Origin of the sequence: Lysinibacillus sp. SGAir0095 (assembly GCF_005491425.1) — a bacterium.
GTDB lineage: Bacteria > Bacillota > Bacilli > Bacillales_A > Planococcaceae > Ureibacillus.
Genome location: NZ_CP028083.1, coordinates 3,945,249 through 3,958,517 on the forward strand (window position 1 = coordinate 3,945,249; position 13,269 = coordinate 3,958,517).

At 38.5% G+C, this 13,269-nt stretch carries 14 protein-coding genes and 2 riboswitches; of the genes, 3 read left to right on the forward strand and 11 right to left on the reverse strand.

The genetic code is table 11. The features are described 5' to 3' along the window. Positions 1-265: 265 nt before the first annotated feature. The 4 genes from C1N55_RS19375 to C1N55_RS19390 form a co-directional block, all read right to left on the reverse strand. Positions 266-979, reverse strand: coding sequence for an N-acetylmuramoyl-L-alanine amidase (locus tag C1N55_RS19375; RefSeq protein ID WP_137730309.1), 714 nt, complete (start codon positions 977-979; stop codon positions 266-268). Between the two features lie 296 nt (positions 980-1,275). Next, positions 1,276-3,096 (reverse strand): ABC transporter ATP-binding protein, encoded by a 1,821-nt coding sequence (locus C1N55_RS19380; RefSeq protein WP_137730310.1) that lies wholly within the window; start codon positions 3,094-3,096, stop codon positions 1,276-1,278. Further along, positions 3,089-4,828: an ABC transporter ATP-binding protein gene (locus tag C1N55_RS19385; RefSeq protein ID WP_137730311.1), complete on the reverse strand. Its 1,740-nt coding sequence runs from the start codon at positions 4,826-4,828 to the stop codon at positions 3,089-3,091. The genes C1N55_RS19380 and C1N55_RS19385 overlap by 8 nt, the downstream gene beginning before the upstream one ends. A gap of 62 nt (positions 4,829-4,890) precedes the next feature. After that, entirely contained in the window at positions 4,891-5,205 is a 315-nt protein-coding gene (locus C1N55_RS19390; protein ID WP_240758336.1) for a 2-keto-3-deoxygluconate kinase, read from the reverse strand. A gap of 160 nt (positions 5,206-5,365) precedes the next feature. Here C1N55_RS19390 and C1N55_RS19395 point away from each other — a divergent pair, with 160 nt between their 5' ends. Then, entirely contained in the window at positions 5,366-6,223 is an 858-nt protein-coding gene (locus C1N55_RS19395; RefSeq protein WP_137730312.1) for a carbon-nitrogen hydrolase family protein, read from the forward strand. A gap of 54 nt (positions 6,224-6,277) precedes the next feature. Next, the gene (locus C1N55_RS19400) at positions 6,278-6,946 is read left to right on the forward strand and encodes a GNAT family N-acetyltransferase (protein ID WP_137730313.1); all 669 of its coding nucleotides are present in this window, start codon (positions 6,278-6,280) and stop codon (positions 6,944-6,946) included. 82 nt (positions 6,947-7,028) lie between these two features. Here C1N55_RS19400 and C1N55_RS19405 read toward each other — a convergent pair whose 3' ends face one another. Continuing rightward, a complete protein-coding gene (locus tag C1N55_RS19405; RefSeq protein WP_137730314.1) occupies positions 7,029-7,661 on the reverse strand; it encodes a DUF421 domain-containing protein in 633 nt (210 codons plus the stop codon). Positions 7,662-7,777: 116 nt separating this feature from the next. Then, positions 7,778-8,038, reverse strand: a complete 261-nt coding sequence (locus C1N55_RS19410) for an alpha/beta-type small acid-soluble spore protein (RefSeq protein WP_137730315.1) — start codon at positions 8,036-8,038, stop codon at positions 7,778-7,780. 222 nt (positions 8,039-8,260) lie between these two features. Here C1N55_RS19410 and C1N55_RS19415 point away from each other — a divergent pair, with 222 nt between their 5' ends. Next, entirely contained in the window at positions 8,261-9,235 is a 975-nt protein-coding gene (locus C1N55_RS19415) for a S8 family peptidase (RefSeq protein ID WP_137730316.1), read from the forward strand. A 127-nt stretch (positions 9,236-9,362) separates the two neighbouring features. On the opposite strand, the gene C1N55_RS19420 is transcribed toward C1N55_RS19415, so the two are convergent. From C1N55_RS19420 to rpsI, 5 genes are all read right to left on the reverse strand, one after another. Next, positions 9,363-10,124 (reverse strand): 3-oxoacyl-ACP reductase, encoded by a 762-nt coding sequence (locus C1N55_RS19420; protein WP_137730317.1) that lies wholly within the window; start codon positions 10,122-10,124, stop codon positions 9,363-9,365. Next, a complete protein-coding gene (gene thiE, locus C1N55_RS19425; protein ID WP_137730318.1) occupies positions 10,111-10,749 on the reverse strand; it encodes a thiamine phosphate synthase in 639 nt (212 codons plus the stop codon). Before thiE ends, C1N55_RS19420 begins: the two co-directional genes overlap by 14 nt. Beyond that, positions 10,739-11,554 (reverse strand): bifunctional hydroxymethylpyrimidine kinase/phosphomethylpyrimidine kinase, encoded by an 816-nt coding sequence (gene thiD / locus C1N55_RS19430; RefSeq protein ID WP_137730319.1) that lies wholly within the window; start codon positions 11,552-11,554, stop codon positions 10,739-10,741. The genes thiE and thiD overlap by 11 nt, the downstream gene beginning before the upstream one ends. After that, entirely contained in the window at positions 11,551-12,291 is a 741-nt protein-coding gene (gene thiM, locus C1N55_RS19435) for a hydroxyethylthiazole kinase (RefSeq protein WP_137730320.1), read from the reverse strand. The genes thiD and thiM overlap by 4 nt, the downstream gene beginning before the upstream one ends. Positions 12,292-12,458: 167 nt before the next feature. Next, a riboswitch (TPP riboswitch) is annotated at positions 12,459-12,557 on the reverse strand. Positions 12,558-12,611: 54 nt separating this feature from the next. Further along, positions 12,612-12,711: riboswitch (TPP riboswitch) on the reverse strand. A 164-nt stretch (positions 12,712-12,875) separates the two neighbouring features. Continuing rightward, positions 12,876-13,268, reverse strand: coding sequence for a 30S ribosomal protein S9 (gene rpsI, locus C1N55_RS19440; protein WP_036200707.1), 393 nt, complete (start codon positions 13,266-13,268; stop codon positions 12,876-12,878). Between the last annotated feature and the right edge of the window lies 1 nt (position 13,269).

Consider the following 13,269-nt stretch of genomic DNA (forward strand, 5'->3'; position numbering starts at 1 on the left):
TACACTTATTATTATTGGGTTAATAAAGTTTACATTTAATTGGAATTTTATTAATAAAATTTAAAATACGCCCAAGGTTTGCTACGAGTGTATTGAATTCTGAATATTCACGATTGTTTGTGTACCTGGTACACAAACAATTCAAAATTAAAAAACCATCCACAAAATGTGAATGGTTTTACCTCTTAGAGACGTATCATTATGTATTATTTTGCAGATTGGTTCTTGCAATTTGCATTATTTTCATACATAACAATCGCATATATTATTCGAATTCTAGATTTACATAGCTCTCGATGCCACCAACAATTGCTGTTGCCATCTTCTCTTGATAATATTCACTTGATAGTAAATCACGTTCTTCATTATTACTTAAGAAACCTGTTTCCACTAATACAGCCGGTACTTCAGCTTTCTTTAGAAGATACACTTGTTTAATGGCTAGTGCTTCACGCTCTGTATTCTGCAGCGATTCTTTTATTGTTGATTGAATAGATTTTGCTAAAAGCTCGCTATTTGCATGCCCCTCTCGATGATAAAAGACTTGTGCACCTCTCCATTTTTCTTCAGGGATAGCGTTGGCATGAATTGTCACGAAAATATCTGGTTCATTTTTACGTACAAGATTTGAACGCAAGAAAATGTCTTCCTTTTTTCTTTCTCTTAAAGTTGAGAATTCTTCACTTGGTGCATGCTCTTCTAATACATCACCATCTGTAGAGCGAGTCATAACAACAGTAGCACCTAAACGCTTTAATTGTTTTTCAACCTTTGATGCAATTGCAAGCGTTACATCTTTTTCAATTACTTCTCCGGATGAAGCCCCACCATCAACTCCACCATGGCCAGCATCGATAACAATTTTAACGCCACCCAATGGTTCAGGTAAAAAGAAACTTCGATCCGATGCGCTTGTCTCATAAACAACAATGCCCAAACATCCTAACAGTATAACACCTAGTGCAATCCATCTTTTCAAACTATTACACCACCTTTTGCAACCTTTTTCACTACTATACGCAAGAATTGGGACGAGTATGCGTGAACTTTCTTACTTCCAAAAAGTGTTTTAGGTATAGGAATAATTAAAAAGGACACGCTAAACATCTTATGTTTGGCATGTCCCGAATATTTATCTAACACATAATTATTTCATGTTAGGTTCGCTTCTATCATGAGAATAGCTATGCCCTGTGGAAATTTAAGAAAGAGGTCTAATTTAGAACTTGCAACTTACTATTTGAGATGCGCAATTCTACTAATTACTTATAACTTCTACTGTACTTGCAATTGATGCTGTAACGAAGCATATAAGCCATTGTTCATCATTAAGGAATCATGATTTCCTTGCTCCAAGATTGCGCCATCTTTTATAACAAGGATTTGATCGGCATTTTCGATTGTTTTTAATCGGTGGGCTATGACAAAGCTTGTACGCCCTTGCATCAAGTTATTTAACCCCTTTTGTATGTGCACTTCTGTCATCGTATCAACACTTGAAGTTGCTTCGTCTAGAATAAGAATATCCGGATCTTCTAAAATCGCCCGAGCAATTGCAATTAGCTGACGCTGACCCTGACTTAAGTTCATGCCGCCCGAAACAAGCATCGTATCATAGCCCTTTGGCAAGTATTTAATAAAGTTGTGGGCATAGGCAATTTTTGCTGCTCGTTCAACCTCTTCATCGGTAGCCTGCAACTTCCCATAGCGGATGTTTTCACGAACTGTTCCAGAGAACAAATACGTATCTTGCAAGACTACACCAATGTGCTCTCGCAGGTTTTCCATTCTGTAATGCTTAATATCATTGCCGTCTATTATGATTTCTCCGTGCATTGCATCATAAAAACGGTTAAGCAACTGTATAATACTTGTTTTTCCCGAACCTGTCGGACCAACTAGCGCAATCGTTTCTCCAGCCTTTGCTCGGAATGATATATTATGAAGTACTGGCTTATTTGCTTGATAATAAAAGCCCACATTACGGAACTCGACATCCCCATCGTAATGTTTTTTTGTTATCGCATCTGGCACATCTGCGACTTCATCTTGTTCATCTAATACTTCAAATACACGTTCTGCACCTGCAATAGCCGATTGGAATGTGTTGAAAAGGTTGGATAGTTGATTGATTGGACGGAAAAACTGTCTTGTGTAGGTAACAAAGGATGCAATGACCCCTACACTTACGCCCAAATTTCCGATTACCAACAATGCCCCTACACCGATAACTAAACCAATTCCAAGGTTATTAATAAAGTTATTGATGGGGCCAAGAAAACCTGAGGTAATATCCGCTTTTAGAGCCGAAGTGCGTAGTGTTTCATTCGCTTCTTTAAATTGAAAAACGGTCTGCTCCTCTTTTCCGAATAGTGTTGTAATATCGGAGTTTGAAATCGTTTCTTCAATAAAACCGTTTAAGTTTCCTAAATCTCTTTGTCTTTGAGAGAAGTTTTTACTGCTTCGTTTTATTATTAGTTTGGTGGACCAAATAATAATTGGAATAACAAGTATCGTCACACACGCTAAAATCCAATTTAAATAAAACATCGCAATCCCCGTACCGACTACAGATAAGACCGTTGACACGATTTGGATAACACTTTGTGAGACTGCCGCGTTTAGATTATCGATATCATTTGTCATGCGACTCATTAAATCGCCTTGTTGACGCTTATCAAAAAGGGAGATTGGCAAGGATTGAAACTTTTCAAACAAATCCTGGCGAAGCTCTCGTATCGTTTTTTGGGAAACTCGAATCATCATAAAGGTTTGTAACCAGGTAAATACAGCAGACACAATATAAATGGCTGCCAATACGAGCACCATTCTAATGGCGCCATCTAGATCGAATTTTAAAATATAATCATCAATAATTATCCCGATCATCAATGGCCCTACTAAACTTAATAAAGTAGATACGACTACAAAAATAATCGAGCTAATGATACCCATTCTTTGGTTATTTAAATACGCCCATATTCGTATCAGGGTTGCTTTTTGATTTTCAGCTTTTTCTGCCGGACCATTAAATCTTGGCCCAGGATGTCTGCCAATAGGAGGAGGTCCAGCAGGTCGGCTATGCGGTTTATTCATTTAAAGACCCTCCTCTTACCAATTGCGTCGCAACAATTTCTTGATAGATTTCATTTGTTTCTAGCAGTTCTTCATGTGTCCCTTGTCCAACAATCACACCGTCATCTAGAACTAAAATATTGTCGGCATGACGTATTGAAGAAATTTTAGATGAAACAATAAACTTAGTGCTCTCTTTAAAATTTTCCTTAATGGCTTTTTGAATTCTATTTTCCGAGATGCTATCTACAGCAGATGTCGTATCATCCAAGATTAGAATAGCCGGCTTCCTTATTAATGCACGAGCCATGGCAAGGCGTTGCTTCTGGCCACCCGATAAATTCGTAGCACCCTGGGTAATCATATATTGTTCCCTTGCTTCTAGTTTTTCAACGAATTCAATGGCGCAGGATGATTCTAAAGCATCTATGAATTCCTCTATCGTTGCTTCGTCATTCCCGTATTTTACATTCTCCTCGATTGTCCTCGAAAATAAAGTTGCTTTTTGAGGTGTAAAACCAATTGCCCCACGCAGGGTTTGTAAATCATATTCTTTAATAGGTCGACCATCTATCCTAATAACACCTTGGTCAGCATCAAGCATTCGGGGAATTAATTTGACGATAGATGATTTGCCGCTCCCTGTCATGCCAATAATCCCGATAGTCTCTCCAGGATTTGCTTTAAAGGAGATATTTTTTAATACTGGTTCATTGTTTTTATTATAAGCAAAGCTAACATGGTCAAATTCAACTTCGCCTTTAATAGTTGTAATCACGGGTTTTTCCGTATTAATAATTTCAGACTGTTCTTCAAGCACCGCTACAATACGATTTGCACTCGGGACAGCACGAGCAATTTGCATTAAAACGTTTGAGGAACTCATTAGCCCTCCCATAATCATCATTAAATAGTTAATAAATGCTAAAATTACCCCTACTTCGATTGTGCCATTCTCTACTTTGAAGGCTCCCATCCAAAGAGCAGCAATAATACCCATATTGACAACAAAGGCTGTTAAGGGCATTAAAATACCAATAATTTGATCTGCATGGGTATTTCTTTTCATGAGGTGTTCATTCACATCTGTGAATTGATGAATTTGGTGATTTTTGCGATTATATGCCTTGATCACTCGAATGCCGGCTAGATTCTCTTGCACTTTTGTATTTACGCTATCCACAGCTTCTTGTACCTTTAAAAATAGCTTTCCAGATAGTTTTGTGAAAAAGAATATCGAAAAAGCTAGTATTGGGACAACAACCAATAATATCGGAAACAGCTCCCGGGCAGTAAGAAATACAATAACGATTGCTCCAATAAAAGTAAATGGACCACGAACAAATATCTTTAGTAGCATTGTTAAGGCTCTTTGTAGCATCTCTACATCACTTGTAATGTTTGTGATGAGTTTTCCTAGTGTAAAATGGTCCTTATTACTATTAGAAAAGTAGGTTATCGTTTCATATAAATCTGCTCGAATATCTGCTGCAAAGTTAATCGCAGTTTTGGACGCATAAATAGAGCAGCCTGCTCCTCCAACTAAACCTATTACCGCGCATAAAATCATTAGCCCAAACATCTGGATGACATAGGATGTATCATCTCTAGCAATTCCATTATCGATAATATGCTGCATGATTGTTGGCTGCACCAAATCCATTGCCACCTCCAGCAGCATCATTAAAGGAGCAATGATTGCAAAGGCCATATATGGCTTTAAGTACCTTTTCAAGGATAATACCGATTGCATGAAGTACCTTCTTTCTATCTCACTATAACTAAATTAAATTTTGCCTTTTGCAAAAGTAACATTTATTCTGTAGGATCTTCCTCTACAGAGTGGGTGTTCGAAATTTCATCCAGCTCAAAGGCTGCTTTAAAATCATTCATAATTGCTTCTGTCGCTTTTAGTTCCCCTGCAATCACTTGTTGGATGGATTTTAGTTCTTGTGATTCTAATTGTTGCTTTAAAGTATCTCGTCTCACTATTAGTTTTTCGTAAAATGCCAGTGCTCTTCCGCGTCTAAATGTTTTGGCACCATGGTGCCCTCTTCCACGTCGATCGTGGCGTTCTTTTCGATTCATCATCTCTTCTTCCCGGTTTTTCTCATTTGATTCGTTTTTCATAAAAAATCACCCCTCGTATACGATTGTATACATAAGTATACAGATTTACAATATTATTTAACTTAAATTAAGCAGGAATTTTTTAATACGTATTTAAATACATCAAGAAGAAATTTTTTTATAATAGAGTCATCAAATAAATTTATAAAGAGGGTTGTCTATGAAATTAAGAGTTTCGGCAGTTCAATATCATCTTCATACAATTGAGTCATTTGAAGATTTTGCAAAGCAAAGCGAACACTATATTAAGGCTGCATTAGAGTTTGAAACCGAATTTATTTTGTTCCCTGAGTTTTTTACTACCCAATTACTTTCCATAAAAGGGGAAAATGGCAAACCACTAACTATCAATGACCTGCCTTCATTTACTGAACAGTACCACGAATTGTTCACTCAGCTCGCCAAACAATACAATATCCATATTATCGCTGGTACACATGTGGTAAATGTGGATGGGAAGCTACGAAATACAGCCCATTTATTCTATCCGGATGGACGAATTGGCACTCAGGCAAAGCTTCATATTACGCCCACTGAAGTACACGAATGGAACATGTCTGCTGGGGAAGGCTTAGAGGTATTTGAAACTGAGAAAGGCACAATTGCTATTTTAACTTGCTATGATATTGAGTTCCCTGAAATTGTCCGAATGGCGAAAGCTAAAGGGGCAGATGTCATTTTCTGCCCATCTTGTACAGATGATCGTCATGGTTTCCATCGCGTTCGCTACACAAGTCATGCTCGAGCAATTGAAAACCAAGTATATGTAGTTTTAACAGGAACAGTCGGAGCATTGCCAACTGTTGACTTTATGAGAGCAAACTTCGGCCAGGCAGCAATCATTACACCAAACGATGTACCATTCCCTCCAAAAGGGCTTTTAGCTGAAGGGGAAATTAACAACGATATGTTAGTGACAGCCGACCTTGATATTGAACTACTTGAAAAAGTACGCGAAAAAGGTTCTGTTACAACATGGAGAGATCGTCGTATTGACCTTTATACAGATTGGAGATAAAAGCTGTTTTACTTTATCTGTTGCGGGATAACTTTAAGAAAGCGAGGTGTATCCTTGTACCGAAGTGAACAAATATTATTTGATAAGGGTAAACCTGTTCGTATCGCTGTAAGAAATTATTCTAAAGATGATTTTGATGAATTGATTGATATTCAAAGGGAATGCTTTCCACCACCCTTCCCTTCTGAACTATGGTGGAATAAAGAACAACTAACGAATCATGTTACACTATTCCCCGAGGGGGCTTTATGTATTGAAATTGATGGGCAGGTTGTCAGTTCCTTAACAGGCGTTTGTACACATTTTGATCCAGCTCATCCAAATCACACATGGGATGAAGCAACAGACAGTGGCTATATTAACAATCATAGTACGAACGGAAATACACTCTACATTGTCGATATTAGTGTTCGACCAGCTTTTCGTTCTTTAGGGCTTGGCAAAATTATGATGCAGGCCATGTACCATGTTGTGGTTGAAAAGGGATTGGAACGCCTTCTTGGCGGAGGTAGAATGCCTGGTTATCATAAGCATGCAAAAAACATGTCAGCCGATGGATATATTGAGAAAGTAGTAAGTGGCGAATTATATGATCCGGTCATTTCATTTTTATTGAAATGCGGGCGTATGCCACTTGCAGTAGTCGCTAATTATTTAGAGGATGAAGAATCTTTAAATTTCGGTGTCTTAATGGAATGGAAAAATCCATTTAAAATTTTATAACCTAATTACAGAGGCTTAACTTGTATGGTCTCTGTATTTTTTATGAGTCTTAGGAAATTATTTAGTCTTTTTATTTCCCGGGTTACTGTAAATGCTTAGGTTGATTTGATTTATGTGGTTTATTCTCCACCTCTGTGAATAAATTGGGCTGCTGATCATTTTTCGATTGCTCCGAGAATTGAATTTGATTTGCTAAATTTGAATTCATCAGAAGAGCTAATTGGTGAATTTCTTGTTGCACTAATTGAATGTCCTTTTTAGAGGCAGGTTGTGCTTCTTCTTTTAAAATGTAACCAATACGTCCATTCGGTTCTAACGTTGCATATTGTATGTCTTTTATATCTTTTACACTCTGCTGTCTTAAAGACATTTCAAGTTGATCGACCGTAATCCTTAATTTTCTTAAATTTTGTTCATGTAATGACCCATTTTCGATTAATATTTTCGATTTGCCTGTAATGAACTTTTCAACTTTATCAGACTTCAGTTGAATATACTCCACCACTACTAATGTTAAGACTAACGTGATTCCTACCAAAAGTGTCGTCCAAACATCTTCACCCGCAACGGGTTGTATTAATAACGAACCCAGTCCAATCATGATCACTGTTTGAGCTAATGTCATTTGCGATATTGATTTTCTTCCAGCAATTCTGAGTATTAGCGTTCCTCCAATCACAATCAATATAGCCTTCCATATCCAATGAAAATCCACGCAATTAACTCCTTTAATGTTTTTTATAGTATTTAACTTCGTGTTTTAACTATTCGTTTAGTAGACATTTTCATATAAAAAATCTCCCACCAAAACTATGGAGAGAGATTCAATTTTTATTGATTTTTATTTAAATTCTCTTGAGCCATTCTTACAAGTTCTTTTACCATGCTGCCGCCTAGTCTGCCACCGACTTTTCCTGCCTGTTCAGAAGTTAGCTTCCCATTATAACCTTCTTTTAATGGAACCCCTACTTCTTCTGCAATTTCATATTTGGCTTGTTCTGGATCGGTTGTGCCAGCAACTTTTGCCTTTAATTGATCGAGTCCTTGACGAGCCTCAGGAACTAGAATTTTATTTCTATTTCTTCTTGCCATTATCATTCCCTCCTTTCTATCTATCATGTCCCAAAAGAGGCTTAAACATGTTCTTACATGAGAATGGATGCAAAAAACCATCCTTCAACATAGGAAATAATATACATTTTTTATAAATTAATAGTAGAAGAAGGAATGTAAAATTTGTATGTTGAACTAATATAAATAAGGGAGAAATTACTAACTAGTAACTTCCGAATTTAATAAAAGGAGCGGATGAAAATGATTCAAAAACCGTTACAAGTCAAATTAATTCCTTACACTATTGAGTCGGTTGTCGAGAACACAAACGAAACACCAAAAGGAGTCGATTTAATTCAAGCACCTACAATTTGGGAAGATAGTCATCAAGGTGAAGGCATTGTAATTGCAGTTATTGATACAGGTATTGAAACAGATCATCCCGACCTCAAAGATCAAATTATCGACGGGAAAAACTTTACTCCCGATTATGATGGAGATCCTAATATATTTGAAGATAATAATGGCCATGGTACCCACGTATCAGGAACAATCGCCGCTACCTTAAATAATGAAGGGGTTGTTGGAGTAGCTCCTAAAGCAAAAATCCTAAGTTTAAAAGCATTAACTGGACAAGGGTCTGGAGATTATGAGTGGATTATCAATGCCATTAATTATGCAGTAGAGTGGCGTGGACCCGAGCAAGAACGAGTACGCGTCATTTCAATGTCTCTTGGCGGTCCTGAAGATGTTCCTGAAATGCATAAAGCCATTCAAAACGCAGTTAGCCAAGATATTTCAGTTGTTGTCGCAGCTGGTAACGAAGGGGATAGTAGTGAAGATACATTTGAGTATTCTTATCCCGGTAAATACAATGAGGTCATTCAAGTTGGAGCAGTTGATAATAACTTAAAGCTCGCGCCTTTTACGAATACAAATGAAGAAATAGATTTGGTTGCTCCAGGAGTAGAAGTTGTTTCTACTTACTTAGGAAGCAAATATGCTTCTCTTTCCGGCACATCCATGGCTACTCCTCATATTGCCGGGGCTATAGCACTGCTAATTATTTTAAGTGAAAAAGAGTTTGGTCGTTCTTTAAGTGAAGCGGAAATTTATGCGCAGCTTATTAAACGAACTTTACCAATAGGAAATCGTAAAAGCTCTGAAGGGAATGGTTTCCTCGAACTTAACTTAGTTGAAAAAATTCAAGAGATGATGACTGCAACACATATTTAGCAACCCCGCAATTATTTAGAGCACATTTCATAAGAAAATGTGCTCTAATATTGATTGATACGTTATTGCTATACTTATTTACCTTCTGTAGATTGAAAATAGATGTTAGTTAGAAAAGATGCCTTACCTAATCCATAACAAGTCCACCGTCTACCACCAAATTTTGTCCTGTGATTGCTCGCCCCCACGGTGAAGCAAAAAATAGGGCAACATCTGCTAATTCTCTCGGAGTTGTAACCTTTTGCAACGGTGTAGAAGATTCAATGATTTGGAAAACTTCTGCTGTTGTCACTTTACTTGCATCAGTTTGCTTTAGAAGCCCCCCAGACATCATATTCACCGTAATACCATAAGCACCTAACTCTTTGGCCATATTACGAGTAAAGCCGACTAATGCCGCTTTGGCGGTCGTATATTCATGGTAGGCTACAACAGGATTCTGAAAAAGATTCGTCCCTATATTAATAATCCGCCCAAAGCCAAGTTCCTTCATATCATTTAGACAGGCTTGAACACTATTTAGAGCACCCTGAATTGTTCCTTCGAATTGCTTATTATAATCAGCCCAGCTGAGCTCAAAGGCATTTTTTTGTGTAAGCGGATTAAACTCAAAATCAATCAGTGCATTATTTACAACCGTTGTGATAGGTGTATTAAAGTATTGTTTCGCTGAATCCACCATTTGGATGACTTCTTGACGATTCCGTATATCTGCTCGCAAAGCAATTACCTTATCCCCTAACTCTTTGGCCAAATCCTCAGCCTTTTCCTGACTCTGATAATAGTTAATAACGACATTTGCCCCTTCCATTACAAATGCTCTAACAAGTTCTTCACCAACACCTCTACTTGCACCTGTTATCAACACAGTTTGTTCATTTAGTTTCATTCCCATTTCCCCCACTTAGAGCCTGAATTGTTTTTTCTATATTTGGACTTTCACAAATGACTGAAATGACAGATACTCCATCAGCACCGCTTGAACGAACTTCAGCTGCATTCTTTTCATTGATTCCACCAATCCCTACTATCGGAAAATTGGGATACTGACTTCTTGCCTTTTGCAAAAAATCAACTCCAGCAGGTGGTTGTGCATCTGTTTTGGATTTCGTTGCATAAATGGGACCAATACCCACATAATCTGCACCACTTTTAACAGCTAGCTCCATCTCCTGTTCATTATGTACAGATACACCGATGATTTTATTTTTCGCTCTTGCCCGAAATTCGGTAATTGCCAGATCATCCTGCCCAACATGAATACCATCAGCATCTAGCTTTAATGCCAGTTCGACATCATCATTCACAATAAATGGCACGCCATATGCCTTACAAAGCTTCTGGCATGCACGTGCAAATGACTCAAGTGCTTCACCAGTTAAACTGCCTTCTCCCTTTTCACGAAGCTGGAAGCACGTAATCCTTGCTTTCAGTGCTTTTTCTAGCGTTTCTAGTGGTTCCGAAGAATTTAGTGTCCCCATTATAAAGTACACATTTAAGCTGTCACGATTCATGGACTATTACCTCGCAATGCCCATTTGCCCTCTTATACGCAAAATGATTTGTCGGGCCATGTCCATTTCCAATCGATAAAGGAATAGAAATGGCTAAATGTATGAATTTCTTTGCTTCAATAATGGCCTCCTCTATCGTTAACCCTTTTGCTAAACCCGCTGTAATGGCTGCTGAAAAGGTACACCCGGTACCATGCGTATCCTTCGTTTGGACACGTGGTGTCATCATTGTAAAGAAACCACCGTTCCAATAAACAGTGTCCGCAGCAAATTCTCCAGCTAAATGACCTCCTTTCATCACTACATACTGCACGCCCATTGCCAATAGCTTTTTCGCTGCTAGTTCGATATCTTTGGCATTACATATAGACATCCCTGTAAGTGTCTCTGCTTCGGGAATGTTCGGCGTACAAATTGTCGTCAGCGGAAGTAATTTTGTTTTTAGCGCCATCACTGCTTCCTCTTGCAATAAACTCGCTCCTCCTTTGGCAACCATGACTGGATCAACGATAAGGGGAATATTTTGTCCTTTCATCACATCTGCTACAATCTCAATGAGTTCAGCAGAAAAGAGCATGCCTGTTTTAACTGCTTGAACATTAAAATCTGATAGTACAGCATCTAATTGTAGTTTCAAAAATGCAGGTGCGACTTCAGAAATTCCATGGACGCCAAGTGTATTTTGTGCTGTGAGGGATGTAATGGCTGTGGTACCAAATACACCAAGCTCCTGAAATGTTTTGACATCGGCCTGAATTCCCGCGCCTCCTCCAGAATCTGAACCGGCAATTGATAAGGCTATCATTGGCATCCCTCCGCTAATTTTTGGAGTGTATTAATGAATTTGAACTGGAATGTCCCTAACTCTTTGCCACTTTGTTCACTTGCTTCTTTATATTGTTTTAACGTAGAAGCCAAATCCTGCATTGGTTGCTCGCTACTTGCTAATACTGCTGCGCAAATAGCACTTAATAAGCAGCCTGTTCCAGTCACACGGGTTGCATATACATTTCCGCCATGTACTTGTATAATGTCTTCCCCATCAGTCACTAGATCAGCCTCACCTGTTACAACAACGATGCATTTGTACTTCCTTGCAACCTCTTTTGCCACTTGGATTGTGTCCATATCACCCTTGCCACTATCGACACCACGAGACTCCCATGCGACACCGTAGATTGAAGCCAGCTCTCCTTCATTACAACGAAGTACATCGATCTTAATCTGTTCAAGGAGTTGCATAACGACATTTTTACGGAAGGGTGTTGCCCCAACGCCTACAGGATCTAGAACAACTGGCACACCGCATTCATTTGCCTTTTTCCCGGCAACAAGCATTGCCTCACTGGTGCGGGTATTGACTGTCCCAATATTTAAAAGCAAAGCACCTGCTATCGAAACCATATCTCCTACTTCTTCTACTTCATCTGCCATTACTGGTGAAGCCCCGATAGCCAGTAAACCATTGGCTGTAAAATTCGCTACAACATAGTTCGTTATACAATGAACAAGTGGTTTTGCGTGATTAATTTTCGTTAGCATAGCCTCTCACCTCTTCCATCTAGTTTTGTTGCATGCATGGCATTTTGTCCTTGTCCATCTGATTCTGTTTGAAATTTCTTCAAAAAATGCATCTCCTTGTCCTCCTTTTAGTGATTCCAAGAGCAAAAAAGCCTCTACTTTAGATAGTAAAGGCCAAAAAAAGGTAGACTACACCCTTGATTGCTCCCTACGTCAGTCTTAACTGTCAGGTTCTAAGGGTCAGGTTTTAACCTTCTCAACACGAATGTGTCCCCCCGCAATTAAAGTAATTTTGCAAAAGAAAAGCTCTCCTCGAAAAAAGGAGAGCATACAAGCACATAGATAATTTGTACGTTGCTCCCTACGCCCGTATTAACGGATCAGGTTCTAAGGGTCAGGTTTAACCTTCTCAACACGAATCGTGTCCCCCTGCAAAACATTTAATTAAATTCTATATTACACGAAATTAATGAAAAATCTATATTTGTTTGAAATATTAGGTGATTTTTACCATTAACAATGAAAAAATATATCGTCCTTAAAACCTCATTTCCATAAAAAAAGACCCCCAAAGCAAATGCTTTGAGAGTCTTGAAACGCCAAAATTAACGTTTTGAGAACTGAGGCGCACGACGAGCACCTTTAAGACCGTATTTTTTACGTTCTTTCATACGTGGGTCACGAGTTAGTAAACCTGCAGATTTAAGTGCTGGACGGAAATCTGGGTCAACTGATAGTAACGCACGAGCGATACCGTGACGGATTGCACCAGCTTGACCTGTGAATCCACCACCGTTTACGTTTACAAATACATCATAGCTACCTTTAGTTTGAGTTGCTTCTAATGGTTGGTTGATGATTAAGTGTAAAGTTTCGAATGGTAAGTACTCTTCGATACTACGGTTGTTGATAACAATTTTACCTTCGCCTGGTACTAAACGTACGCGAGCTACTGAGCTTTTACGGCGACCTGTGCCGATATATTGAACTTGTGCCAAG